At 59.7% G+C, this 25,660-nt stretch carries 26 protein-coding genes; 16 read left to right on the top strand and 10 right to left on the bottom strand.

Going from position 1 to position 25,660, the window contains the following annotated elements; genetic code table 11:
* Positions 1-12 precede the first annotated feature (12 nt).
* Positions 13-945: a 2-hydroxyacid dehydrogenase gene (locus ACR0AJ_RS15525; protein WP_480741281.1), complete on the top strand. Its 933-nt coding sequence runs from the start codon at positions 13-15 to the stop codon at positions 943-945.
* Here ACR0AJ_RS15525 and ACR0AJ_RS15520 read toward each other — a convergent pair.
* From ACR0AJ_RS15520 to ACR0AJ_RS15495, 6 genes are all read right to left on the bottom strand, one after another.
* Complete coding sequence (locus ACR0AJ_RS15520; RefSeq protein WP_480741280.1) at positions 942-2,957, bottom strand: M3 family metallopeptidase; 2,016 nt, start codon at positions 2,955-2,957, stop codon at positions 942-944. The two genes, ACR0AJ_RS15525 and ACR0AJ_RS15520, sit on opposite strands and share 4 nt — an antisense overlap.
* A 100-nt stretch (positions 2,958-3,057) precedes the next feature.
* Positions 3,058-4,107 carry a HesA/MoeB/ThiF family protein gene (locus tag ACR0AJ_RS15515; RefSeq protein WP_480741279.1) on the bottom strand — a complete coding sequence of 350 codons (1,050 nt, stop codon included), beginning with the start codon at positions 4,105-4,107 and terminating at the stop codon, positions 3,058-3,060.
* Positions 4,107-4,562: a dUTP diphosphatase gene (gene dut / locus ACR0AJ_RS15510; RefSeq protein ID WP_170350570.1), complete on the bottom strand. Its 456-nt coding sequence runs from the start codon at positions 4,560-4,562 to the stop codon at positions 4,107-4,109. Before dut ends, ACR0AJ_RS15515 begins: the two co-directional genes overlap by 1 nt.
* 15 nt (positions 4,563-4,577) lie before the next feature.
* The gene (gene coaBC / locus ACR0AJ_RS15505; protein WP_170377690.1) at positions 4,578-5,774 is read right to left on the bottom strand and encodes a bifunctional phosphopantothenoylcysteine decarboxylase/phosphopantothenate--cysteine ligase CoaBC; all 1,197 of its coding nucleotides are present in this window, start codon (positions 5,772-5,774) and stop codon (positions 4,578-4,580) included.
* Between the two features lie 63 nt (positions 5,775-5,837).
* Positions 5,838-6,653, bottom strand: a complete 816-nt coding sequence (locus ACR0AJ_RS15500) for a ChaN family lipoprotein (RefSeq protein ID WP_480741278.1) — start codon at positions 6,651-6,653, stop codon at positions 5,838-5,840.
* Entirely contained in the window at positions 6,650-7,528 is an 879-nt protein-coding gene (locus tag ACR0AJ_RS15495) for an RNA polymerase factor sigma-32 (RefSeq protein ID WP_170377693.1), read from the bottom strand. The genes ACR0AJ_RS15500 and ACR0AJ_RS15495 overlap by 4 nt, the downstream gene beginning before the upstream one ends.
* Before the next feature lie 100 nt (positions 7,529-7,628).
* Here ACR0AJ_RS15495 and cobU point away from each other — a divergent pair, with 100 nt between their 5' ends.
* The 4 genes from cobU to ACR0AJ_RS15475 are packed head-to-tail and all read left to right on the top strand — an operon-like array spanning position 7,629 to position 11,228.
* Entirely contained in the window at positions 7,629-8,150 is a 522-nt protein-coding gene (gene cobU / locus ACR0AJ_RS15490; protein ID WP_480741276.1) for a bifunctional adenosylcobinamide kinase/adenosylcobinamide-phosphate guanylyltransferase, read from the top strand.
* Positions 8,147-8,725, top strand: a complete 579-nt coding sequence (locus ACR0AJ_RS15485; RefSeq protein ID WP_170397225.1) for a histidine phosphatase family protein — start codon at positions 8,147-8,149, stop codon at positions 8,723-8,725. The genes cobU and ACR0AJ_RS15485 overlap by 4 nt, the downstream gene beginning before the upstream one ends.
* Before the next feature lie 58 nt (positions 8,726-8,783).
* Positions 8,784-9,668 (top strand): glutathione S-transferase N-terminal domain-containing protein, encoded by an 885-nt coding sequence (locus ACR0AJ_RS15480; protein WP_480741275.1) that lies wholly within the window; start codon positions 8,784-8,786, stop codon positions 9,666-9,668.
* Positions 9,669-9,713: 45 nt separating this feature from the next.
* Positions 9,714-11,228 (top strand): YifB family Mg chelatase-like AAA ATPase, encoded by a 1,515-nt coding sequence (locus tag ACR0AJ_RS15475; protein WP_480741274.1) that lies wholly within the window; start codon positions 9,714-9,716, stop codon positions 11,226-11,228.
* Here ACR0AJ_RS15475 and gshB read toward each other — a convergent pair.
* The 3 genes from gshB to rsmI all read right to left on the bottom strand — a co-directional run bounded on the left by gshB (position 11,225) and on the right by rsmI (position 13,449).
* Entirely contained in the window at positions 11,225-12,157 is a 933-nt protein-coding gene (gene gshB / locus ACR0AJ_RS15470) for a glutathione synthase (RefSeq protein WP_480741273.1), read from the bottom strand. The genes ACR0AJ_RS15475 and gshB overlap by 4 nt on opposite strands.
* A gap of 61 nt (positions 12,158-12,218) precedes the next feature.
* Entirely contained in the window at positions 12,219-12,590 is a 372-nt protein-coding gene (locus ACR0AJ_RS15465; protein ID WP_170397216.1) for a YraN family protein, read from the bottom strand.
* Between the two features lies 1 nt (position 12,591).
* Positions 12,592-13,449 carry a 16S rRNA (cytidine(1402)-2'-O)-methyltransferase gene (gene rsmI, locus ACR0AJ_RS15460; protein WP_170350580.1) on the bottom strand — a complete coding sequence of 286 codons (858 nt, stop codon included), beginning with the start codon at positions 13,447-13,449 and terminating at the stop codon, positions 12,592-12,594.
* Positions 13,450-13,537: 88 nt separating this feature from the next.
* Here rsmI and ACR0AJ_RS15455 point away from each other — a divergent pair, with 88 nt between their 5' ends.
* From ACR0AJ_RS15455 to murJ, 3 genes are read left to right on the top strand one after another with little or no spacing between them, the layout of a single operon-like run.
* Positions 13,538-14,710 carry a penicillin-binding protein activator gene (locus ACR0AJ_RS15455; protein WP_170350581.1) on the top strand — a complete coding sequence of 391 codons (1,173 nt, stop codon included), beginning with the start codon at positions 13,538-13,540 and terminating at the stop codon, positions 14,708-14,710.
* Positions 14,670-17,489 (top strand): [protein-PII] uridylyltransferase, encoded by a 2,820-nt coding sequence (locus tag ACR0AJ_RS15450; protein WP_170350582.1) that lies wholly within the window; start codon positions 14,670-14,672, stop codon positions 17,487-17,489. Before ACR0AJ_RS15455 ends, ACR0AJ_RS15450 begins: the two co-directional genes overlap by 41 nt.
* Positions 17,486-19,027 carry a murein biosynthesis integral membrane protein MurJ gene (gene murJ, locus ACR0AJ_RS15445; RefSeq protein WP_480648170.1) on the top strand — a complete coding sequence of 514 codons (1,542 nt, stop codon included), beginning with the start codon at positions 17,486-17,488 and terminating at the stop codon, positions 19,025-19,027. The genes ACR0AJ_RS15450 and murJ overlap by 4 nt, the downstream gene beginning before the upstream one ends.
* On the opposite strand, the gene ACR0AJ_RS15440 is transcribed toward murJ, so the two are convergent.
* Entirely contained in the window at positions 19,028-19,714 is a 687-nt protein-coding gene (locus ACR0AJ_RS15440) for a rhomboid family intramembrane serine protease (protein ID WP_170350584.1), read from the bottom strand. It lies immediately after the preceding gene.
* Between the two features lie 86 nt (positions 19,715-19,800).
* On the opposite strand from ACR0AJ_RS15440, the gene trpS reads away from it, so the two are divergent.
* The 8 genes from trpS to ACR0AJ_RS15400 all read left to right on the top strand — a co-directional run bounded on the left by trpS (position 19,801) and on the right by ACR0AJ_RS15400 (position 25,651).
* Positions 19,801-20,829, top strand: a complete 1,029-nt coding sequence (trpS, locus tag ACR0AJ_RS15435; protein ID WP_170361433.1) for a tryptophan--tRNA ligase — start codon at positions 19,801-19,803, stop codon at positions 20,827-20,829.
* A 58-nt stretch (positions 20,830-20,887) separates the two neighbouring features.
* On the top strand, positions 20,888-21,751 hold the full coding sequence (locus ACR0AJ_RS15430) for a branched-chain amino acid aminotransferase (RefSeq protein WP_480741270.1): 864 nt from the start codon (positions 20,888-20,890) through the stop codon (positions 21,749-21,751).
* Between the two features lie 65 nt (positions 21,752-21,816).
* On the top strand, positions 21,817-22,272 hold the full coding sequence (locus ACR0AJ_RS15425) for a universal stress protein (RefSeq protein WP_170350587.1): 456 nt from the start codon (positions 21,817-21,819) through the stop codon (positions 22,270-22,272).
* A gap of 10 nt (positions 22,273-22,282) precedes the next feature.
* Positions 22,283-22,876 carry a 2-hydroxychromene-2-carboxylate isomerase gene (locus ACR0AJ_RS15420; RefSeq protein WP_170350588.1) on the top strand — a complete coding sequence of 198 codons (594 nt, stop codon included), beginning with the start codon at positions 22,283-22,285 and terminating at the stop codon, positions 22,874-22,876.
* A gap of 69 nt (positions 22,877-22,945) precedes the next feature.
* On the top strand, positions 22,946-23,509 hold the full coding sequence (locus ACR0AJ_RS15415) for a NifU family protein (RefSeq protein WP_170350589.1): 564 nt from the start codon (positions 22,946-22,948) through the stop codon (positions 23,507-23,509).
* On the top strand, positions 23,499-24,083 hold the full coding sequence (tsaB, locus tag ACR0AJ_RS15410; RefSeq protein WP_425081664.1) for a tRNA (adenosine(37)-N6)-threonylcarbamoyltransferase complex dimerization subunit type 1 TsaB: 585 nt from the start codon (positions 23,499-23,501) through the stop codon (positions 24,081-24,083). Before ACR0AJ_RS15415 ends, tsaB begins: the two co-directional genes overlap by 11 nt.
* A complete protein-coding gene (locus tag ACR0AJ_RS15405) occupies positions 24,080-24,493 on the top strand; it encodes a GNAT family N-acetyltransferase (RefSeq protein WP_480741266.1) in 414 nt (137 codons plus the stop codon). The genes tsaB and ACR0AJ_RS15405 overlap by 4 nt, the downstream gene beginning before the upstream one ends.
* Before the next feature lie 159 nt (positions 24,494-24,652).
* Positions 24,653-25,651 (top strand): BMP family lipoprotein, encoded by a 999-nt coding sequence (locus ACR0AJ_RS15400; RefSeq protein WP_058281934.1) that lies wholly within the window; start codon positions 24,653-24,655, stop codon positions 25,649-25,651.
* Positions 25,652-25,660: the final 9 nt, after the last annotated feature.

Genomic DNA, 25,660 nt, shown 5'->3' with positions numbered 1-25,660 from the left:
GAAAGGCCCCTTATGCCCGTGAACGTCCTGTTTTCCGCGCGCCCAGCGCAATGGCCGATCTATAAGCCTCTATTGACCAAAGGCCTGACCGAAGCCGGGGTAGACTTTCACCTGGCAACCGAGTTTGAGCCGGATCAAGTCGACTATATTGTCTATGCCCCAAGCGGTGGGTTACTGGATTTCACCCCATACACCCGGCTGAAGGCCGTGCTTAGCCTGTGGGCCGGGGTAGAAAAAATCGCGGGGAATGCGACCCTGACCGTGCCGCTGGCGCGGATGGTGGATCATGGCCTGACACAAGGCATGACCGAATGGGTGGTGGGCCACGTGCTGCGCCATCACCTCGGCATGGATCGACACATCACCGTGCAGGATGGTGTCTGGACCCCTGCACCGCCCCCGCTGGCAACCGGACGTCAGGTCTGTGTTCTGGGCCTTGGCGCGTTGGGCGAGGCCGCGGCGCGTGCGCTGGCGGCGCTGAAATTCGGTGTCACCGGCTGGAGCCGTACAGCCAAGGATATTCCCGGTATTACCTGCCTGCATGGTCCCGATGGGCTGCGCACAGCCTTGTCGCGGGCCGAGATCGTGGTTTTGCTGTTGCCTGACACTCCCGCCACCGTGAGTATATTGAACGCCGACACTCTGGCCCTGCTGCCAAAGGGTGCTTGCATTATCAATCCCGGTCGGGGCCCGTTGATCGACGACGATGCCCTGCTGGCGGCACTGAATGCGGGTCAGGTTGGCCACGCGACGCTGGACGTGTTTCGGGTTGAGCCCCTGCCTGCAGATCACCCCTATTGGGCGCATCCGAATGTGACGGTGACCCCGCATATCGCCTCGGAAACCCGGCCCGAAACAGCAGCGCAGGTGATCTGCGAGAACATCCGTCGGGGTGAGGAAGGTGAACCCTTCCTGCACCTCGTTGACCGGTCTCTGGGGTACTAAGCCGCGATCAGACCGCGCCCTTTCAGCAAGGCCTCAACCCCCGGCAACCGACCCCGAAAGGCGAGGTACAGCTCTTCGGCCTCGCGTGAGCCGCCTGTGGACAGGATGTTTTCTTCCAACGCTTTAGCGCGTTCGGGGTCAAAGGCCCCTCCGGCCTCTTCAAACGCGGCAAAGGCATCGGCGTCCATGACCTCGGACCACATATAGCTGTAATAGCCCGCGCTATAGCCATCGCCTGCAAAGACATGCGCGAAATGCGGGGTGGCGTGGCGCATCCCAATGGCTTGCGGCATGCCGATCTGGGACAAAACCTCAGCCTGTTTCGCCATCGGATCAGCCGGGGCATCGCCATCGTGGAACGCCAGATCGACCAGCGCCGAGGCGACATATTCCACCGTCTGAAACCCCTGATCGAAATTGGCGGCCTTGAGCACTTTTTCCAGCATCTCCTGTGGCATCGCTTCGCCGGTTTCGGCGTGGGTGGCAAATTCGGCCAGAACCTCGGGCACTTCCAACCAGTGTTCGTAAAGCTGGCTGGGCAACTCTACAAAGTCCCGCGCCACGCTGGTGCCCGAAATGCTTTCATAGGTCACATCGGACAGCATCTGATGCAGCGCGTGACCGAACTCGTGGAATAGGGTCCGGGCATCGTCGTAAGACAACAACGCAGGATCGCCCTTGGCAAAGTTGCAGACGTTGATCACGACCGGCGCCTGCACTTTGGGGAACTTGGCCTGTGACCGCATCGCACTGCACCACGCCCCTGACCGTTTAGACCCCCGTGCGAAGTAGTCGCCTATGAATACGGCTATATGTTGCCCGTTGCGCGTGACTTCCCACGCGCGGCAATCGGAGTGATAAAGCGGCACATCCAACGGTGCGAATTCAAGCCCGAACAGGCGGTTTGCGCAGGCAAAGGCAGCCTCGATCATCCGATCCAACTGCAGGTAAGGCTTCAACGCGGCCTCATCCAAATCATGCTCGGCCTTGCGGCGTTTCTCGGCATAATAGCGCCAGTCCCACGCTTCCAGCAGGCCGTTGACGCCGTCCTCCTGCATCATCTGCGTCAGGATTTCAGCATCGGCATCGGCGCGTGACTTGGCGGGGCCCCAAACTTGCATCAGCAGGTCGCGCACCTTGTCAGGCGTGCGGGCCATTTCAGTTTCCAGCTTGAAACCGGCGAAGCTGTCATAGCCCAGCAGCTTGGCGCGTTCTTCGCGCAGTTGCAGGATTTCAGCTGAGATATTGCGATTGTCGGTCTCACCGCCATTGGCACCACGCGCCGCCCAGGCCCGATAGGCCTTTTCCCGCAGGTCGCGCCGAGGCGAGAATTGCAAGAACGGCACAATCAGCGAGCGCGACAGGGTGACCACCGGACCCTTTACTCCCTTTTCCTGCCCCGCAGCGCGGGCGGTATCCACCACGAATGCAGGCAACCCCTCAAGATCGTTTTCGGATAGCTCCATGTACCAATCACGTTCGTCGGCCAGAAGGTTTTGCGTGAAAGACGTTCCCAACGAGGCCAGCCGTGCCTTGATGTCCTGCATCCGGGCGTCCTTTTCGCCCTCTAGCGCCGCACCCGCACGGACAAAACCGCGATGGGTCAGCATGAGAACGCGGGCCTGTTCATCCGTCAGGTTCAGATCCTCCTTGCGAGACCACAGATCGGCCAACCGTTGAAAAAGAGCCTTATTCGAAGAAATACCCGAGAAATGCGCCGCAAGTTTGGGCGAGAAGTCTCTTTGCAGCTCCTCTCGTGCCGGGTTGCTGTCTGCCCCTGCGACCGTGAAAAAGACCGACAACACCTTGTCCATCTGCTCTCCGGCAGCTTCCAGCGCTTCGACCGTATTGGCAAAGGTGGGCGCATCGGGGTTGTCGGCAATCGCGTCGATCTCGGCGTTATGCGCCTGCATGGCCTGCTCGAGCGCGGGGGCAAAATCGTCGTCTGAGATTGCGTTGAACGGAGCGATTTCAAACGGCGTGGTCCAGTTGGACAGGATCGGGTTGGTCATGCAAATCTCCTTTGCTGGTCAAGCTAGGGAGGCGGGCTGGAATGGTCCAGAGGTGGCGTATCAAATTCCGCGACAATCCAGTTTCGCGCGGCGGTTGCATCTAGTTTTTGGAACCTGCGCAAATGAGGCAATCTTCCCGACGTGATAAGGTGATTTTGCGACTTTCACCAAATAGCGCGTCGTAGATCAACATCTCACCGCGCAGAGCTTGCCCAGCCCCGGTGATTACCTTGATCGCCTCAACCGCCATCATCGAGCCTAGCACGCCGGGCAACGGGCCAATCACACCAGCCTCGGCGCAGGAGGGGGCCAGACCGGGGGCCGGAGCCTGGGGGAAGATACATTGATAGCAGGGCGCACCATTGGCCGGGTCGAAGACGCTGAGCTGGCCTTCCCATTGTGACAGCGCGCCCGAGATCAGTGGCTTGCCCAGCGCGACAGCAGTGCGGTTTGCCAGATAGCGAGTGTCAAAGTTATCGGTGCCATCAAGGATCAGGTCAAAATCTGCAAACAGGTCAGTGGCGATTTCATCCGTCAGGCGGCGGTGATAGGGCAGGACGATCACATTGGGGTTCTGCGCCAGCATCGCCTGTTGCGCCGAAAAGACCTTGGGCATGCCGATATCTGCGTCGCGATGGATAACCTGCCGTTGCAGATTGGCGTTTTCAACCTCGTCATCATCAATCACGCCGATAGTCCCCACCCCGGCGGCAGCCAGATATTGCAACGCAGGTGCCCCAAGACCGCCAGCACCGATGACCAGAACCCGCGCCTGTTTCATTTTTTTCTGTCCCGGCCCGCCCAGCTCACGCAGGACGATATGGCGGGCATAGCGCTCAAGCTCGGTCTCAGAAAACTGGTCGGATGGCATTGCGGGCTCCTTGGCTGAGGCTGGCGCGGCGCGGTTTCGCAACGCTTTCAGAACACGTCCGTAAACCAGTACCAGCAGCACCGTACCCGCCAGTATCAGCCACATCGCCGCAGAACCGCCGGTCGCCTGACGCAAGGGATGCCCATCAGGCAGCAGCAATTGAGCCGTAATCACACCCAGAAGCAGCACGGCCACCGAAGTCGTGCGGGCCGTTCGCGATACACCAGCCAGATAGCCGATGCCCCACAGACCAGCCGCTAAAATCCCGACCAGAAGCATCAGCCGCGCCCGGTCGAGCCGAAACCACCCGCCCCGCGCGCCGTGTCGCTGAGCATATCAACCGCTTCGAACGCGGCTTGCACGACCGGGGCTACGACCAGTTGCGCGATACGTTCGCCATGAGTGATCTCGAACGCCTCTTGACCTGCGTTCAGGACGATCACACCCAATGGGCCGCGATAGTCGCTGTCGATCGTACCGGGCGTATTGGGCAGAGTGATCCCGTGTTTCAGCGCCAGACCCGAACGGGGGCGCACCTGAACTTCGAACCCCTGCGGAATTTCGATCCTTAGACCAGTGGGCACCAGGGCGCGTTGGCCCGGTTCAAGCGTGATTGACGCACCGCCGGGCAGGTTTGCCCGCACATCCGCACCAGCCGCCCCCGCGGTTTCATAAGACGGCAAGGGTACTGAGGGGTCAGCGCCCTGTTCGCGGATCACACGAATTGCAACCATCACTGTTCCTCTTGTCTAGCTCGTCAAAGCGTCGGCGATCTTGGTCGCCAAACGCTCGGCCACTGCATCTTTGCCCATGCGCGGCCATTCCTCGGCCCCGTCATCCGAGATTAGGATCACCGCATTCTCGGACCCGCCCATGATCCCGGTTGCCGGGCTGACATCATTGGCCACGATCCAGTCACAGCCCTTACGCCCCCGTTTGGCGGTGGCATGTTCGATCACATTGTCCGTCTCGGCGGCAAATCCCACAACCAGCGCCGGGCGACCAGTTTTCATATGCGATACGCGTTTTAGGATGTCGGGATTTTCGGCAAACTCCAGCGCTGGCATCCCATCGCGGCTTTTCTTCAGCTTTTTGTCCGAGGCACTGGCGACCCGCCAATCCGCGACAGCTGCAGCGAACACGCCTGCATCCACCGGCAGTGCGGCATTGACGGCGTCCGACATTTGCAGCGCGGTTTCGACCTGCACGACCTGCACCCCTGGGGGCGGCGGAACATCCGCTGGGCCCGTGACAAAGACCACGTCAGCGCCCAGTGCAGCAAGCGCCCGGGCCACCGCCGTACCCTGCGCCCCAGACGAGCGATTGGCGATATAACGCACCGGGTCAATCGGTTCATGCGTCGGCCCCGAGGTCACAAGCACGCGCTTACCGCTAAGCGGGCCCTGACCCAGTTCCGCCTCAATCGCTGCGACGATCTCAAGCGGTTCGGACATACGGCCGGGGCCGTATTCGCCGCAAGCCATATCACCCTCGTTCGGGCCGACAAAACGGACGCCGTCGGCCTGTAATTGTTTTAAATTGCGCTGCGTCGCCGGATGGTCCCACATGCGCACATTCATCGCAGGGGCACACAGAACCGGCGTGTCGGTGGCCATCAACAGGGTCGAGGCCAGATCGTTCGCCAGCCCGGTAGCCATCTTTCCCATCAAATCCGCCGTCGCGGGGGCCACAACGATCAAATCCGCCGAGCGCGACAATTGGATATGCCCCATCTCGGCCTCATCTGTTAGATCGAACAGATCGCGATAGGCTTTCTCTCCGGCCAGAGCCGCCACGGACAGGGGTGTCACGAATTCCTCAGCCGCGCGCGTCAACACGGGCGTCACGGCCGCGCCGCGTTCTTGTAGGCGCCGGATCAGGTCCAGCGACTTATAGGCCGCGATCCCACCGCCGATAATCAGCAGAATGCGTTTCGATGCCAGCATGTTGAGCCCTTCCTGTCCCGGTCGGCCCCGACATTAGGCAAGGGGGCCTAACAGTTCCAGCCGTTAATTCTGCTTTTGAAACGCCAGACATGGGTCCTCGCGTTCAACGCTGGGGCTGTCGATTACCGCGTCGAAGGTGCCATTAACCACGCCATCTTCGGATTGGCCCAGCACAAAGACCTTCAGCCCCGGGCGCAATCGGTACAAAAAGGTGGGAATGCCCCGATCTTTACGGGCATGGCCATTCCCGGTAATCACCGCCACCGGTCCGCCGGTTTCATCGGTGGCGCGCAAGATGGCGCGCGTCAGCACCGCATCGCGCAGGCGCTGAATGGCCACCAGTTGCGGCAAGGCACTTTCTGGGATCGCATCGCAATGGGCGGCCAGTTGATCGGCCTCGCGCGCGGCCTGTTCATCGGTTGGCAAAGGCACGGTCAGTCCATAACGTGCTGCATCCGCGCCCAAAGCGGTGGCTGCCCCTCGCTCCATCGCCGCACGGGCTGCGGCACGTGGAACCATGGCCCCGTAGACGGGCGCGTCTGATGCCTGAAACACCGGGTAATACATGCTGAGTGGCGGCCAGCCCGATTCAAGCCATTCCAGAATGCGCGCAAGCTCTTCGGGGTTCGATACAGCCTTATCCGCCAGTCGCTGCGCACCTTCTTCGGTTACCATCTCCCACACAACAGCCGAGGGGGTGATGGCCTTCAATGCTTCGGCCTGAATGACATGGTGTTGCGGGTTGTCGTGTATCTCGCCCAAAATGACTACATCCGCCGAGGTCATCGCGGCCAGAATATCATCGGGGATCAAATCTTCGGCCTGGCCGGGCACGGCCATAACCATCAGTGTACAAACAAGAATCGCAAGCTGTCTCATGCGATGAAGTGTTGCACCTCGCGCGACTGGGCTTCAAGGTTCTTACGCATTTTCACAAAAGCCGCAGCCTCAAGCTGACGCACGCGTTCCTTGGACAGGCCAAGCTCTTGCCCCAGACTTTCCAGCGTGCGGGCAGGATCGCGCAGCTTGCGTTCGCGCACGATAAAGCGTTCGCGGTCGTTCAACGCCTGCATCGCCGTCACCAACCATTCGCGCAGCTGTTCGGTATCGTGGCTGTTTTCAACCGTCTCGGCAGCTTGCTCGCGTTCATCCTCTAGCGCATCGATCCACTCCCGACCGTCTTCATCGGTCGATTGCACCGCGTTCAGTGAGAAATCCGAGCCCGAAAGGCGCCCTTCCATCATCTCAACATCACGCAAGGGCACGCCGATTTCAGCTGCAATCATCTGGTGCAACTGATGACGGTCCAGATCCATCCCTTCGGTTGCGGCCTCGCGTTCCAAACGCGCCTGAACCCGCCGCATGTTGAAAAACAGGGATTTCTGCGATGAGGTCGACCCAGTGCGCACCATCGACCAGTTGCGCATCACGTAGTCCTGAATGCTCGCCTTGATCCACCAGACCGCATAGGTTGAAAAGCGCACGCCTCGGTCGGGGTCAAATTTGTCGGCCGCTTTCATAAGGCCCAATCCGGCCTCTTGAATCAGATCATTCATCGGCGCGCCGTATCGTTTGAACTTGGCCGCCATCGAAATCGCCAGCCGCATATAGGCCGTGATCAACCGATGCAACGCTTGTTCGTCACGGTCGTCACGCCACGCATAAGCCAGCTTTAATTCAGTTTCTGCGTCCAGCAATTCGGCTTTCATCGCCTGCCGGGACATCGAAAAATCGGTTCCATTATCCAGTGCCATGGAAATCTCCCCTTTTCACAGGCGCGGGTCGGGCTTGCCTTACCGACTTAGGGTCGATACGCAGAACAAAACCGGGTGGATCACCAGAAAGGTAATAATAGTGTATCCGGATTTAACCTTTGTGTTGGGTGGCGCGGCCTCTGGTAAATCCGTTTTTGCCGAGCAACTTGTTGTTTCATCGGGGAAAAACCGCGTTTATCTCGCCACATCACAAGTGTTTGATGATGAGATGCGCGACAAGGTTCAGCGCCATATCGCCCAACGCGGTGCAGGATGGGCGACGATCGAAGCCCCATTTGATCTTGGCCCGGCCCTGTCCGATTTGACCCCCGATCATATCTGTCTGATCGACTGCGCCACCATGTGGCTGACCAATCATCTGTTGGCTGAAAACGATCTGGAACAAGCCCAATCTGTGCTGTTGCAGGCCCTGCAATCGTGCCGGGCGCCGGTTATCATCGTCTCGAACGAAGTCGGCCATGGCATCGTCCCGGACAACTCTCTGTCCCGCCGCTTCCGCGAAGCCCAGGGACGGTTGAACATCGCGCTGGCCGCGCAGGCCGATCTGGTCGTGCAGGTCACAGCTGGGCTTCCGCTGGTGCTGAAAGGACAATTGCCGTGACCCGGCTGCATCTTGTTCGTCACGGGCCGACCCATGCGAAAACCATGGTCGGGTGGTCCGATCTGCCTGCCGACCTCAGCGATCACGCCGCTATCGCGCGGTTGCACGACCATCTGCCAGACAAGGCGCTGGTGGTATCATCTGACTTGCTGCGGGCCACCGATACGGCATCGGCCATTCAGGGTAAACGCCAGCGCCTGCCGCATCATAGAGACCTGCGCGAGATTCACTTCGGCACATGGGAATTGCGCAATTTCAAAGAGATTGAGGCCGAAAACCCCGATCTGGCCTTTGCGTATTGGGACAATCCCGGCGACGTGCGCCCGCCCAAAGGTGAAAGCTGGAACGAGGTTCGCGCCCGCGTCGATGCCGTGATCGACCAGTTGATTGCCGATTACACGGGCCACGACCTGATCATCGTGGCCCATTTCGGCGTGATCCTAACCCAGGTGCAGCGCGCCCTTGGCGTTGACGCACAAGAGGCGTTCAGCCATCGCATCGACAACCTCTCGGTCACCGACATTACTCATCACGGCGATCGGTGGTCTGTTGGGCAGATCAATCACTGTCCGTGATCACACCCCGCACAAATCACTGATTTACTGAACGATCGCGGCGCGCCATCGTAGTCGTATGACCTATGAATTATTTATCGGAGACCGCCTGTTTTCCAGCTGGTCCTTGCGCGGTTGGCTGATGCTGGAAAAGTTCGGCCTGCCCTACCGAAACCACATGATCGGTCTCTATTCCGGCACCATGACCGAGGATATGAAGCCACTGGCTCCGGCGCGCCTTGTCCCTGCCCTGCGCCTGCCGGATGGGACCATAGTGGGCGAAAGCCTTGCCATGGCCGAGACTTTGGCCGAACGGCATCCAGAGGCCGGGATGTGGCCCGAAGACGTAGCCGCCCGCGCAACGGCCCGGTGGCTGTGCGCCGAAATGACTGCCGGGTTCGCCGCGTTGCGCGCGGAATGTTCGATGCAACTGTTGCACTGCTGGCAGGGATTTGATCCATCGCCTGAAACGCTGGTTGATCTGGACCGGATCGAAACCCTCTGGGCACATGCCCGCACTATATCCGGTGCAGACTCCGGGCCGCTTTTCGGCAGGTATTCTCTGGTGGATGTATTTTACACCCCCGTGGCCGCGCGGATCATTGGCTATGGTTTACCTGTGTCCGTGGCTAATCGGGAATATTGCCTGGATTTGCTATCCGACCCTTCGGTCCGACAATGGCGCGCAATGGGATTGACCGTGACCTATGATCCGTTCCCCTACGCATTCGACCTGCCGTCACAGGCATGGCCCATCGGCGCGCAAACCGATGCCCAATCTGTAGATAACGGACCATCGATCAACGATATCTGTCCTTATTCCGGCAAAGCGGTCACCCATTTTCTGGAACTGGACGGTCAGCGCTGGGGATTCTGTAACCAATTCTGCCGCGACAAAACGATTGCGGACCCCGGTGCCTGGCCAAAATTCTTAGCAATGACCGACACCGTTAACCATTCGTAAACCGCATCCATGGCAGCAACGACCTGTTAACCAAACAGGTCGTTCATGGTCGCCCGTTCTCATACCGTCGCTTTCCAAGGGGTTGATGCCCGCCCGGTCGAGGTGCAATGCGCCGTCTCGCCGGGCCTGCCCGCTTTTTCCATCGTAGGCCTGCCCGACAAGGCCGTGTCCGAGGCCCGCGACCGCGTCCGCAGCGCGCTGAGTTCGATGGCCATCGCGCTGCCGTCGAAACGGATCACCATCAACCTGTCCCCCGCTGACCTGCCCAAAGAAGGCAGCCATTTCGACCTGCCCATCGCCGTCGCGCTGCTTTCGGCGTTGGAAATCATCCCGCCCGACGCCGCCGAAGGCGCGGTTTCGCTGGGCGAGTTGTCTCTGGACGGCTCGCTGGTTCCGGTCGTCGGTGCGCTGCCTGCCGCCATGACTGCCGCAGCCGAGGATCGCGCGTTGCTGTGCCCCCGAGCCTCCAGCGCCGAGGCGGCTTGGGTGGATGCCACACAGGTCATCGGCGCGGGATCACTCGGCGATGTCGTACGCCATTTTTCGGGCCAGTCGCCCTTGCCTGCGGCCCAACCCGGCGAAGTGAACTTGGCGCCCAGCGCCCGCGATCTACGCGATGTAAAAGGGCAGGAACGGGCCAAGCGCGCGCTGGAGATCGCCGCCGCAGGCCGCCACCACCTGATCATGATCGGCACACCCGGATCGGGTAAATCCATGCTCGCCGCGCGCCTGCCCGGTATTCTGCCGCCTCTGACCCCGACCGAGGCACTGGAAACTTCGATGATCCAATCTCTGTGCGGGTTGCTGGACGAAGGCGGCATCAGCCGCAGCCGTCCCTTTCGCGAACCCCACCATACCGCCTCTTTGGCGGCGATCGTTGGGGGTGGCAAGGGCGCCAAGCCGGGCGAGATTTCCTTGGCTCATAATGGCGTTCTGTTCTTGGACGAATTTCCCGAATTCCCGCGCACCGTGCTGGAAACCCTGCGCCAACCTATCGAGACTGGCGAGGTTATGGTCGCGCGCGCAAATGCCCATGTGAAATACCCCTGCCGGTTCATGCTGGTGGCTGCAGCCAACCCCTGCAAATGTGGATATCTGACCGATCCCGCCCGCGCCTGTTCTCGCGCGCCTGTCTGCGGAGAGGACTATCTGGGCCGCATATCAGGCCCGCTGATGGATCGGTTTGATCTGCGGATCGAGGTGCCCCCAGTCGGGTTCACCGATCTGGACCTGCCACCTTCCGGCGACAGTTCGGCGACAGTTGCAGCGCGCGTCGACCAGGCCCGCGCCATTCAGGCCGAACGGTTCCAGGACACGCCCGCTACGCGGCAGAATGCCGATGTTGAAGGTTCGATACTGGAAGAAATTGCCGCGCCGGATGCCGAAGGCAAAGAGTTGCTGTTGAAGGCCGCTGAACGGTTCGGCCTGTCGGCGCGCGCCTTTCACCGTATTTTACGGGTCGCGCGCACGATTGCAGATCTCGATGGCACACCAGATGTCCGGCGCCCTCACGTGGCCGAGGCGCTGAGCCTTCGCATCAGCGCCAAGGTTGCCTCTTAAAGCTTGGCTTCAATGGCCTGCCAGATTTTTTCGGCGATGTTCACATCGTCGAAGCGCTCAAGCTCCTGAATGCCGGTGGGCGAGGTCACGTTGATTTCGGTCAGATAGTCTCCGATCACGTCGATCCCTACGAAAATCTGGCCTTTTTCTTTCAGCAACGGGCCAATCGCCGCGCAAATCTCCCGGTCACGCTCGGACAAGCCGATCTTTTCGGGCCGCCCCCCCACATGCATGTTTGACCGCGTCTCACCCTTCGCCGGAACACGATTGATCGCGCCCACGGCTTCGCCATCCACAAGGATCACGCGCTTGTCGCCGTTGCTGACATCGGGCAGGAATTTCTGCACGATCAACGGCTCGCGCGAGAAGCCTGTAAACAGCTCGTGCAGAGAGGTCAGGTTGCGGTCATTCGCATCCAGCCGGAACACGCCCGCGCCACCGTTGCCATAGAGCGGCTTCAGAATGACATCGCCGTGCTTTTCCTTGAACGCTTTGATGGTTTGCAGATCACGCGCGATCGTGGTTGGCGGGGTCAGGTTAGGGAAATCCAGAACCAGCAGCTTTTCGGGGTAATTCCGCACCCAAAACGGATCATTGACCACCAACACCTGCCCTTTGAGACGATCCAGCAGATGAGTCGAGGTGATATAATGCATATCGAACGGAGGGTCCTGGCGCAGCCAGATCACGTCGAACTCGGCCAAATCCACCTCGCGTTCCGGGCCCAGCTCGGCCGGGTTGCCTGCCACACGCTGCAATTTCATGTCCTGACCGCGCGCGGTGATCCGCCCCTCTTGATAGGCCAACTGGTCCGGGCTGTAGAAAAACAGCATATGCCCGCGCGCCTGTGCTTCTTCGGCCAGACGGAATGAGCTGTCTGCGTTGATATCCACGGCCCCGATCGGGTCCATCTGAAAGGCGATTTTCATGGCGTGTCCCTCAGTTTCACGCCAGATACATGGCCCAGAGGGGCCGAGGGTTCAATGGGTGTCAGGCCTGACCAAACGCGTTTTCGATGATTTGAACAGCCCCCGTGGCATCCACCAACGCCGCATCAAACCGAACATTTGTCAGCTGCCCGCCCGGTTCCGTTTCCAGAAATTGCGCTGCTGAAGTAAAAATCCGGTCAATCTGCCGCTGGCTAATCCGCGCCGCGGCCATGTCGAAACTGGTGCTTTTCTTGACTTCGATGAACACAAGCCCGTCACTGCCCCGGGCGATCAGATCGATCTCACCGCCTGCGCCGCGCCAGCGATGATGCGCGATTTTGAAACCCCTACGTTCATAGTCGGCTGCGACCTGCAACTCTGCCGCCTGTCCGGCATGGTAGGAAACCGAACTTCGGACAGATCGCGAGGTCATGTCATCCCTTTCCCAATTTCAACGCCTTTTGATAAATCGGACGGCGCGGTAGTTTGTACATCTGCGACACCAGATCCGCCGCATCACGCACCGAATGGGTTTCCAAGGCGCGTGTCAAAGCCTCTTCTATGTCGGATTCGTTAACAGATTCCGAATGACCCCTGTCGACCAGAAGAACAATTTCACCTTTGACCGTCTGTCCTTGCAGGGCAGTAGCCAGTTCACCCAATGAGCCGCGCCGGATCTCTTCGAACTTTTTCGTCAACTCACGGCACATCGCGGCCTGGCGATCTCCACCCAACACCTCGGCCAAATCCGACAAGCAAGCCGCCACGCGCTTGGGTGATTCGTAAAACACCAGCGTGCCGGGAATGTCGCGCAACGCCTCGATCCGCGTCCGGCGCGCGCCGGTTGCGTTGGGCAAGAAACCCGCGAAAAAGAACGCGTCCGTCGGCAACCCCGCCAGCGTCAGGGCCATCAATGCCGCCGACGGCCCCGGCGCGCAGGTCACCATATGCCCGGCCTCGGCCGCCTGCCGCCCCAGATCATAACCCGGATCGGCAATCAGCGGCATTCCGGCCTCGGACGCATAAGCAACCGATTTCCCTTCGGCCAGAGCATCCAGAATTTTGCCACGTGCCCCCGCGCCGCTGTGGTCGTGATAAGCCAGAATGCGCCGCCCTTCGAGCGGGACGCCATGAATCTCCATTAACCGCCGCAGGCTGCGAGTGTCTTCGGCGGCAATCACATCGGCCGAGGCCAGCACGTCCAGCGCCCTGAGCGTGATATCGCGCGCTGTTCCAATCGGAGTGGCAACAAAATACAGGCCGGTGCCCAATCTGACTTTTTGGAAATTCAAAGCTGGACCCTCACAGCGTGACGTTTATTATCGCGACCCAATAGATTGGCGGCATCTCAAGCCGCCGGGACAGGGAGTTTTCATTCAGATGTTTACCGTTTGCAAGCCCGTTCGCAAACTGGCGCGCACCGCCGCCGTACTGGCAACCGCCGCATTTCTGGCCGCCTGTGACGTCAGCACCATCGGCGGAGGTCCGTCGATCGACACGTCAGACCCCGTGCCTGTTGCCCTACTGGTTCCCGCGGGATCGGGGCAGGCCGGTGATGCGGCGCTGGCACGTAGCCTGGAAAACGCCGCCCGACTGGCCATGTCAGATCTGCAGAATGTTCAGATTGATCTGCGCGTTTATGACACGCGGGGCAGTTCAAATACGGCCGCTGCGGTTGCGCAACAGGCGGTGGCGGACGGGGCGAAAATCATACTCGGTCCGGTCTATGCGCAGGCTGCAAACTCTGCAGGCATTGCGGCGCTGAGCAGCAACGTCAACGTGTTGTCCTTCTCGAACAACACCAGCATTGCAGGCGGCAATGTTTTCGTGCTTGGACCAACTTTCGACAATACAGCCAACCGCCTTGTCAGTTTTGCTGGGTCGCAAGGCAAATCAAACATGGTCATCGTTCACAGCAACGATGCTGCGGGCCAGTTGGGTCAAACCGCCATTGCCAACGCGCTTGCCGGCAGCCGCGTGAACAATGCAGGATCGGTGGGGTATGACCGTTCGCAGCAGGGCGTCATCAACTCGGTTCCCTCAGTCAAAGCAACAGTAGATGCGTCTGGCGCGGATTCGCTGTTCTTAACGGCAACCACAGCCGGCGCGCTGCCGCTTTTCACTCAGCTACTGCCTGAGGCGGGCGTTTCCACAACAAGCACGCAGTTTATCGGACTGACACGCTGGGACATCCCGCCGCAAACACTGGACCTGCCAGGCGTACAAGGTGGCTGGTTTGCGCTCCCGGACCCATCGAAGGCGCAGGCATACCGACAACGGTATAACAATACCTATGGCGAGGCCCCGCACCCGATCAGTGGATTGGCCTATGACGGCATCGCCGCAATCGCCGCACTTGTCAGCCAGGGTAAATCCAACGCTCTGACCGCTTCGGCGCTGACGCAAAACGCCGGTTTCCAGGGGGTTGGCGGTATCTTCCGCCTGCGGCCGAACGGTACGAATGAACGCGGTCTGGCTGTCGCCACGATCCAAAATAAACAGGTAGTAGTGATTGACCCTGCCCCACAAAGCTTCACAGGCGCCGGTTTCTGAGCAAACGGGTTTGAAGCTCACCCCCAGGGGTGAGCTGATCTGCCCGGCGGATGAAATTTTCGACAGCGCCGCCGTCATGGCACAGCTGTCGGAGGCCTTTGACAAGACCTCGGACAACGCAGCGCGGCGCAATGAGACCGTTCGCATCTTGCGTGATGCCCAGAAAGGCGGGCGCCAGGCCATTGCCGATGCCTTTGCCGAACGCCCGTTTGATGCACGGCCGCTGACCCATTCCTACACCTATCTGACCGATGGGCTGGTCTGTACCGCCATGAAGGTATCCAGCGAGGATCTGCACCCTCTGGCCACCCCGACACAGGGGGAAAGGATCGCTGTGCTGGCGGTGGGCGGGTATGGGCGCGGGGAAATGGCACCGTCCTCTGATGTCGACCTGCTGTTCCTGACGCCCTACAAAATCACCGCCTGGGCCGAGAGCGTGATTGAATCCATGCTGTATATCCTGTGGGATTTGCGGCTGAAGGTTGGCCATGCGTCCCGCACGATCAAGGATTGCCTGCGGCTTGGGGCCGAGGATTTCACCATCCGAACCTCGATGCTGGAACAGCGCTATCTGGCGGGGGACAGCAAACTGGCCGCCGAGCTGGACAACCGCCTGAAGGCTGACCTGTTCAAAGGCAGCGAGCGAGAGTTCATCGAAGCCAAATTGCAGGAACGCGATGAGCGTCACCAAAAACAGGGTGAGCGCTATATGGTCGAGCCCAATGTCAAAGAAGGCAAAGGCGGGCTGCGCGATCTGCAATCGCTCTACTGGATCGCGAAATACATCTATGGCGTTCAGGATGTGGCTGAACTGGTGCCTCTGGGCCTGTTTACGCCCGAAGAGTTTAAAACATTCGTAAAGGCCGAGGATTTCCTGTGGGCCGTCCGTTCGCATCTGCATCTGATCACCAGACGCCCGACCGAACAACTGACCTTTGACCTGCAAGTCGAGGTGGCCGACCGGATGGGTTATGAAGACCGGGCCGGGCGCCGCGCGGTCGAAGTGTTCATGCAGCGCTATTTCCGCGAGGCCACTTATGTCGGGGAATTGACGCGTATTTTCCTGACCAAGCTGGAAGCCTCGCATATGAAAGGTGAGGCCCTGCTTGAACGCATCTTCCGTCGCCGACCGCGGGTCAAGGCGGGCTATAGGGTGGTGCATGGTCGTCTGGACGTGGCCGATCCCGAGAAATTCCTTGCCGACAAAGTGAACCTGCTGCGTCTGTTCGAAGAAGGTTTGCGCACCGGCATGCTGATCCACCCAGACGCGATGCGGTTGGTGACCGCGAACCTGGACCTGATCGACGAAGATATGCGCGAAAACCGCGAGGCGCGGCGCATCTTCCTTGATCTGATGCTGAAACACGGCAACCCCGAACGCGCGCTGCGGCGGATGAACGAACTGGGGGTGCTGTCCGCCTTTCTGCCCGAGTTCGAGCCCATCGTGGCGATGATGCAGTTCAACATGTATCACAGCTATACGGTGGACGAGCACACCATCCAATGTATCGTCAACCTCGCCCAGATCGAACGCGGAGAACTAATTGAACCGCTGCCGCTGGTGTCGTCCATTCTGAAAGGCGGTGTGAACCGCAAGGTGCTGTATGTTGCGTTGTTGTTGCATGACATCGCCAAGGGACGACCCGAAGATCACTCGATCCTCGGCGCGCAAATCGCCCGTAAGGTTGCGCCCCGGCTTGGGCTGAACAAGGCGGACTCGGAAACCGTGGAATGGCTGGTGCGGTATCACTTGTTGATGTCGGACATGGCGCAAAAGCGCGACATCTCAGACCCGCGCACTGTGCGCGATTTTGCCAAAGCGGTGAAAACGGTCAAACGGCTGGACCTGCTGACGGTTCTGACAGTCTGCGATATTCGCGGGGTCGGGCCGAACACGTGGAACAACTGGAAAGCCACCCTTTTGCGCGCCCTGCACGCCGAAACCAAGCGCGCGCTTGAAACCGGGATGGAGGACCTCAACCGCGCCAATCGTGGGACCGAGGCCAAAAAAGCCCTGCGTGCCGCGTTGTCGAATTGGTCCAAGGCGGACCTAAAGGTCGAAACCGGGCGGCACTATGCGCCGTACTGGCAGGGCCTGAACCTGCACACCCAAGTCGAGTTTGCCGAGATGCTGCGGGCGCTGGAACACAGCGGTGATCCGGGTGAGGTAGAAATCCGCATGCAACCGGACGAAGACCGGGACGCCACACGGGCCTGTTTCGCAATGGGCGATCACCCCGGTATCTTTGCGCGAATTGCGGGTGCTCTGGCGCTGGTCGGGGCCAACGTGGTGGATGCGCGCAGCTACACCACCAAAGACGGTTATGTAACCGATGCCTTCTGGATTCAGGACACCGAAGGCCACCCGTTCGAGGCCAGCCGCCTGCCACGCCTGGCCCAGATGATCCGAAAGACGCTCAAGGGTGAGGTTGTTGCCCGCGATGCGCTGAAATCGCGCGACAAGATCAAGAAACGCGAACGCGCCTTCAACGTGCCGACCCATATCACCTTTGATAATGATGGGTCCGAGATTTACACTATCATCGAGGTCGATACCCGCGACCGTCCGGGTCTGCTCTATGACCTGACCCGAACGTTGGCCGCGGCCAATGTCTATATCGCCAACGCAGTGATCGCGACCTATGGCGAACAGGTGGTCGACACCTTTTACGTCAAGGATATGTTTGGTCTAAAATACCATGCGGAAGGCAAACAGCGCACGCTTGAAACCAAACTGCGCAAAGCCATCACCGAAGGCGCCGAGCGCGCGGCCTCATGAAGCAGATCCGGTTGTTTTCAGGCCTGTTCACGGTCGGGTTCTGGACGCTGGCCAGCCGGATTCTGGGCTTTTTGCGGGAAATACTGCTGACGGCTTATATCGGTCCAGGTCCGGTGATGGATGCTTTTGTCGCGGCCTTCCGTCTGCCAAACATGTTCCGCCGTTTCTTTGCCGAAGGCGCGTTCAACGCGGCCTTTGTGCCGATGTTTTCCAAGCGGCTGGAAGGAGAGGAAAACGCCCAAGGCTTTGCGCAGGACGCCTTCAATCTGTTGGCCGTGGCGGTGCTGGCGCTGGTCGGGCTGGCAATGGTGTTCATGCCCGCGCTGGTCTGGATCACGGCCGAAGGGTTTCACGGTGATGAACGGTTCGATCTGGCCGTAGCCTATGGATATGTGGTGTTCCCTTATATCCTGTTCATGTCGCTGGCGGCGCTGTTCTCGGGTGTTTTGAACGCCACGGGTCGCTTTGCCGCCGCCGCCGCCGCACCCGTATTGCTGAACATCTTTGCCTGCACGGCCCTGATCGCCGGGGCAGCCGCTGGAGGCGAGGTGATCCGTTGGCTGATCGCCGTCATTCCCGTGGCCGGGGTCGCACAGCTGGCGCTAGTCTGGGTGGCGACCGAGCGTGCAGGCATTCGCATCCGGCCCGGTCTGCCGAAGCTCAGCCCCGAGATGCGCCGCATGGTGCGCATCGCCGTTCCGGCGGCACTGGCAATGGGCGTCACTCAGATCAATCTGGTGGTGGGGCAATTGGTAGCCTCGAAAACCGAAAAGGCGATCAGTTGGCTGTTCGCGGCTGACCGGTTGTATCAACTGCCGCTGGGCGTGGTGGGTATCGCCGTCGGCATCGTGCTACTGCCCGATCTGTCCCGCCGCCTGCGCGCCGGGGACAAGGACGGCGCCCGCAACGCGTTTTCCCGCGCAGGTGAGTTCACGCTGTTGCTGACCATACCGTCGACCGTGGCGTTTGTGATACTGCCAAACCCGATGGTCTCGGTCCTGTTCGAACGTGGCCAATTCAGCGCCGAGGACACCGCCGCCACAGCGCTGGCAGTGGCAATTTACGGATTCGGCCTGCCTGCCTTTATGCTGCAAAAGCTGTTGCAACCGCTGTATTTCGCACGTGAGGATACGCGGTCCCCGTTCCGCTATGCCGTGGTTGCAATGGTCGTGAATGCCGGGCTGGCCTTTGGTCTCTATCCGCTGGTGGGTTGGATCGCACCGGCCATTGCGGCGTCGGCTGCCGGGTGGGCTATGGTCGGTCTGCTGATCCTCGGCGCGCGACGCATGGGTGAAGAGGCGCGGTTCGACGACCGCTTCAAACACCGGGCATGGCGCATCGTGGCCGCGTCGCTGGGGATGGGTGTCGTTCTATACGCCGCCATTCACCTGTTCGGCTGGGCGTTCGAGCTGTCCGGCTGGCGTTATCTGGCGCTGATCATCCTGATCAAGATTGCCGCGGCCACCTATTTCTTCCTAGGCCACCTGTTTGGCGCCTTCGAGGTGTCAGAGTTCCGCAAAGCCTTGCGTCGGTCGTGATCAGTCGCGGCGAATGCGCCGCACGATCCGCGCCCAGCCACCCGGGGCAAGCAGGAACGAAAGGCCAAAGCCTGTGGCAAACCCGCCCAAATCAGCCACCCAGTCGGACGTACCGCCGAACAGCAGGCCGAACACCAGTTGAATCCCCATCAGGGCCGCGATCAAACCAAAGGCGCGGTGCTGGTTTTCGCCAACCAATGACAGTTTGCGCCACAGCAACCACGTGAATGCGCCGATCAGGCCATAGACAGGCGGGAACCCTCCGACCAGCGGGTATTGGGGGTCCAGCAGCAGTGCATAGGCCAGTGCCCCGCCCACGCCAGACAGCACGAAGATCACCAACATCTGAAACCCGCCAAAGACCTCGGCCACCATCTTGCCCATGGCCAACAGGAAGACGCAGACAAAAACGGCCTGCGTGAAAGAGCCCGACACGAAGGGGTAGGTCACGAAACGCATGACATGTTCGAACGGCCAGCGCCCGTTCTCGACCATCCAATCAAAGATATCAGGCGAAAACGAATAGCTCTGCAGCGCATCCAGCCGCCATCCCACCGCCGACGGACCGCCGATCAGCCCGCGTGTTCCCAGGGTAAAGGCCAGTTCCACCCCCATAATGAACAGCACCAAGGCCACCACAACGGGCGGCAAAGGGTTCACGGCGGGTGTATAATTCTCACTGCTCATTGGGCTGGCCTTTCGCGGCGGTTGACGTCCCTTGGCCTCATGGGTAAGCGACGGGGGCTGATTTTTCCAGACGGGAGTTCCCTTCGATGACCGAGACCCAGTTCACACCGCGCGTGTTTTCCGGCATCCAGCCGTCGGGAAACCTGCATCTTGGCAACTATCTGGGTGCGCTCAAGCGGTTTGTGGATATGCAGCAGCCGGACATGGAGACCATCTATTGCATGGTCGATCTGCACGCGATCACCGTCTGGCAGGACCCCAAGGAACTGGCCCATTCGACGCGCGAACTGTGCGCTGGTTTCATCGCTGCCGGTCTCGACCCGGATAAATCGATACTGTTCAACCAAAGCCAGGTGCCTGAGCATGCGCAATTGGCGTGGATCTTCAACTGCGTCGCCCGCATGGGCTGGATGCAGCGGATGACTCAATGGAAAGACAAGGCCGGAAAAAACCAGCAAAACGCCTCGTTGGGTCTGTTCGCCTATCCATCGCTGATGGCCGCCGACATCCTGACCTATCACGCAACACATGTGCCGGTTGGCGACGACCAGAAACAGCATCTTGAGCTGACGCGCGATATCGCGATCAAGTTTAACCATGATTACGGCGTCGATTTCTTTCCGATCACCGAACCTGTGATCGAAGGGGCCGCGACCCGTGTCATGAGCCTGCGCGACGGGTCCAAAAAGATGTCCAAGTCCGACCCCTCGGACATGAGCCGCATCAACATGACGGACGACGCCGACACGATCGCCAAGAAGATTCGCAAAGCCAAGACCGACCCGGATGCGCTGCCATCCGAGATCGATGGTCTGGAAGACCGCCCCGAGGCGCGCAATCTGGTGAACATCTATGCCGCGCTCAGCGATCAGACGGTCGATCAGGTGCTGGCCGATGTTGGCGGTAAACAGTTCGGTGAATTCAAACCGATGCTAGCAGAACTGGCGGTGGAAAAACTGGCACCGATTTCGTCCGAAATGGCCCGCCTGATGGGCGAAGAAGCCGAGATTGACCGGATTCTGGGCAAAGGCGCGGAAAAGGCCCGCGCGATTGCCGCGCCGATCCTGCAGCAGACTTACGAAATTGTGGGCATGGTCAGCTCAAAACAAGGCTGATTGCGCTGGACGTTACCGCAGCGCCTTCCTAGGTTTGCGCAAAGCGTGGGAGGGCGTCATGGCAGTCGGCAAGAACATCCGCACCTATTTCGAAAGTCAATGGCATGACGGGGATGCCCCGATCATGCGCGCGGCCGATCACGGTGCTTGGCTGGGATCGTCAGTCTTCGACGGTGCGCGCTATTTCGACGGCATGGCCCCGGATCTTGAGGCACATTGTGCCCGCGTGAATCGCTCAGCCGAGGCACTGATGCTGACCCCGTTCGTCTCAACCCAACAGATGGTCGAGATCATCCGAGAGGGGTTGGCTTCTTACGGACCGGACTCAGCCGTCTATATTCGCCCGATGTATTGGGGCATCGACGGCGACGCGACCGCGATTGTCCCACAGAAAAACAGCACTGGTTTTGCCATCTGCCTAGAAGAGATCCCGATGGCGCCCGAGACCGCCTCGGTCACGCTGGGTACCACAAAATTCCGCCGTCCGGTTCTGGAATCGTCGGTGGTGAATGCCAAGGCCGGGTGCCTGTACCCCAACAATGCGCGCATGCTGCAGGAGGTTCGCGGCAAGGGGTTCTCGAATGCGCTGGTCGCGGACGCACTGGGCCACGTGGCCGAGACCGCAACCGCCAACATCTTCATGGTCCGTGACGGAGAGGTGTTTACCCCAACCCCCAACGGCACCTTCCTGGCTGGCATCACCCGCGCGCGTCACATTGAAAACCTGCGCGCCGACGGGACGGTCGTTCACGAAGCTATCCTTGGCTTTGACGATTTCCACAAGGCGGATGAGGTCTTTATGACCGGCAACATGAACAAGATCACCCCGGTGACCGCGCTGGAGGACACGCAGTATCAAATCGGCCCCATAGCCCGCCGTGCGCGCGAGCTGTATTGGGACTGGGCACTAAGCACCCGCTAACCAGCCGCTTATTGCCAGCACGCAAATGGTCGGGCATGATCGCCTGAAATATACGAGGACACTTCATGCGCAAATTCTTGGTCGTTCTGGATGACAGTCGCGAATGCCTGAACGCGATGCGTTTTGCCGCTATGCGCGCAGCCCACACCGGCGGTGGCGTTACAATCCTATCGGTCATTCCGCCGGATGAGTTCAACCATTGGATCGGCGTGGCCGAGGTAATGCGCGAGGAAGCACGCGAGCGTATTCACGCCCATTACGAGGTGTTCGCCAAGTGGATGCGCGACAAGCAAAACATCGACCCCGAACTGGCCATCCGCGAAGGTGAGCCGGTCGCCGAGATCATCGAACATGTGCAATCAGACCCCGAGATCGGGGTGCTGGTGCTAGGCGCAGGCGTTGAAAAGAAAGGCCCCGGGCCGCTGGTGACGCAACTGACCAAGAATTCGGGCAACCTGCCAATTCCGATCACCATCGTTCCTGGTGATCTGAGCAAGGAAAAGCTGGAAGAAATCACCTAAAAGGGCACCCATGCAGCGCAGCATCCAGTTCTGGTTCGAATTCGCATCCACATACTCTTACCTAAGTGCGATGCGAATCGAGGATCTGGCTGCGCAGAACGGGGTGTCAGTTGAATGGCATCCCTTTTTGCTTGGTCCGATTTTCGCCGCGCAGGGCTGGGACAATTCCCCGTTCAATATCTATCCCGCCAAAGGGCGCTATATGTGGCGCGATATGGAGAGGTTGTCGGCCCGTCGGGGGTTGCGATTTGCCCGGCCTGACCCCTTTCCCCAAAATGGTCTGAAGGCTGCGCGGCTAGTGATGACGATTGAAACCCACCCTCAACGGGCTGCCTTTGTTCGGGCCGTCTATGCCGCCGAATTCGTTGATGGCCTCAATATCTCGGACGACAAGGTGCTGATCGACTGCCTGTCCCAAGCCAGCCTGCCCCCAGAAACGCTGGCCGGTTGTCAAGACCCGGATATCAAGGCGGCCTTGATCCAACAGACTCAGACCGCGCAGGCCAAGGGGATTTTCGGGGCGCCAAGCTTTCTAGTGGGGGATGAACTGTTCTGGGGCGATGATCGGCTGGATGCGGCGATGCAACTGGCGGCAGAAATTTAGAATGGTTCCAAATCTTGACTTCCCCGGCCCGGACCCGCATATCAAGTACAACTGAAACGGAGCCGTGACATGTTCATCCAGACCGAATCCACGCCGAACCCTGCAACGCTGAAATTCCTGCCCGGTCAGCCGGTGCTGGAAGCGGGCACTGCAGACTTTCCTTCGGCGGAAGCCGGGGAAAAATCGCCCTTGGCGAAACGGATTTTTGCAGTGTCTGGTGTCACCGGCGTGTTCTTTGGCAATGATTTCGTCACCGTGACCAAATCGGATGACGTTCAGTGGGATCACATCAAACCGGCCATTCTGGGCGCTGTGATGGAGCATTTTCAGTCCGGTCAGCCGGTATTGGGTGAAGATGCTGTCGATGGGTCAGGTCACGCAGAACATTTCGGCGAGGATGCCGAAGTGGTCAATCAGATCAAGGACCTGCTGGATACGCGCGTGCGCCCGGCGGTGGCCCAGGATGGGGGTGACATCACGTTCCACGGATTCGACCGGGGCGTTGTTTACCTGCACATGCAAGGCGCTTGCGCGGGCTGCCCGTCCTCGACCCTGACGCTGAAAATGGGAATTGAGAACCTGCTGCGCCACTACATCCCGGAAGTGACCGAGGTTCGCCCCGTTGCCGTCTGACCCGATCATTTTGGCATTTGACACATCGGCCGCGCATTGCGCGGCCGCTTTGCTACATGGCGACACGATTGTCGCTTCGCGCGTTGAGCCCATGTCACGCGGGCAGGCAGAACGGTTGATGCCGCTGTTAGAAGAGATTCTGGCCGAGGCGGATTGCACGTGGCGCGATCTGACCGCCATTGGAGTCGGGATCGGGCCGGGGAATTTTACCGGCATCCGTATCTCGGTTTCGGCTGCGCGGGGATTGGCGTTGGGACTTGGTATCCCGGCTGTTGGAGTTACCGGTTTTGATGCCTTGGCCGAAATCGGGGATGGGATTCCCGCGATCCGCGCACCCCGCGAGCAAGTCTATGTCGCGCTGCCCGGTCAGGACCCCGCACTGATGGCGCAGGAACAGGCAGAATCACTTGGAAACCTGATTCTGAATGATGACGCCGATGTGCTGGTCAACGCCCTTGCCCGGCTGACAGCGCAAAGATGGTCCACCACGACCCAGCCCCCTGCCCCGTTATATGTGCGCCCGGCTGATGCGGCCCCGTCAAAGGACTCACCACCGGTTCTGCTGGACGGATGACCCCGCAAGAATTGGCTCATACCCATACGGCAGCCTTCACGCAGTCGCGCCCTTGGACGGAATCAGAATTTTCTGATCTTCTGACCAATCGGTTCACGCATGTCATTGGTAACGCTTACTGTTTTGCCCTGTTTCAAGTCACTGCAGGTGAAGCTGAACTGCTGACAATCGCCACCCACCCCAATCGTCAGCGCCAAGGTCTTGCCCTGCGCCTTATGCAGGACTGGCACGCAAAAGCCAAAGCGTTGGGCGCAACCCGTGCCTTTCTGGACGTTGCGGCAGACAATCACCCGGCTATCGCGTTGTACCAGCGCTGTGGATACACAACCTGCGGCCTGCGCAAGGGTTACTATCTGCGCGAAAAAGCTGAGAAAATCGACGCCGTTGTCATGGTCAGCGCCCTGACCTGACCGGCGCCTCCTAATTTTTTCGACCATTTGGTCAAGAATCAGTTGACCGCACCGGTTGCAAACGCCCTTAATTCCCGCCATCACAACAGTTATGCTCGCTCACAGTGAGTAATCGGGGCTATCTTGACCCCGACCAACAATAACAAACGGGAGTATGAAATGACCCTGATGAAATCCTTGATGGGCGCTGCCGCCGCCGTCGCGTTGACCGCGGGTGCGGCCCTGGCTGAACCAGCCCTGATCTTCGACCTGGGTGGCAAGTTTGACAAATCGTTCAACGAAGCAGCCCATAATGGGGCATCACGTTGGGCGGAACAGACCGGTAAGACTTATCGCGAAATCGAACTGCAGTCTGAAGCCCAGCGTGAACAAGCCCTGCGTCGTTTTGCCGAAGCTGGCCTGAACCCAATCATCACCATGGGTTTCGCAATGGCTGATCCGCTGGCGGCTGTCGCGGGCGACTATCCCGACACCAAATTCGTTGCAGTTGATGTGAATTGGCTAGATGCTCCAAACGTGCGTCAGATCGGCTTTGCCGAGCATGAGGGTTCCTATCTGGTTGGAATGATGGCTGCGATGGCATCTAAGACCGGAACAGTTGGCTTCATCGGTGGCATGGATATTCCGCTGATCCGTCACTTTGGCTGCGGTTACGCGCAAGGCGCCAAAGCCGTGAACCCCGACATCAATATCGTTGCCAACATGACTGGTACCACCCCATCGGCATGGAACGACCCGGTCAAGGGCTCCGAACTGACCAAGGCACAGATCAGCCAGGGTGCTGACGTCATCTATGCTGCTGCGGGCGGCACCGGTGTGGGCGTTCTGCAGACCGCCGCCGATGAAGGCATCCTTTCGATCGGTGTGGACAGCAACCAGAACCACCTGCATCCGGGCAAGGTTCTGACCTCGATGCTGAAGCGCGTGGACGTGGCCGTTTATGACGCCATGAAGGCTGGCGAGGATCTGCAAACCGGCGTTTTCGCCATGGGTCTGGCCGAAGAGGGTGTGGGCGTCGCCATGGATGAATACAACGCTGAACTAGTTACGGAAGAGATGAGCTCGGCCGTTGCAGATGCACGCAGTGACATCATCAACGGAAACGTCACCGTCGTCAGCTATTACGAGAACGACAGCTGCCCGGCACTGCAGTTCTGATATCGCGTG

Source organism: Ruegeria sp. CJ9 (genome assembly GCF_056536625.1).
The sequence above is the reverse complement of the archived record's forward strand: the minus strand, read 5'-3'. Positions and strand labels throughout refer to the sequence as shown.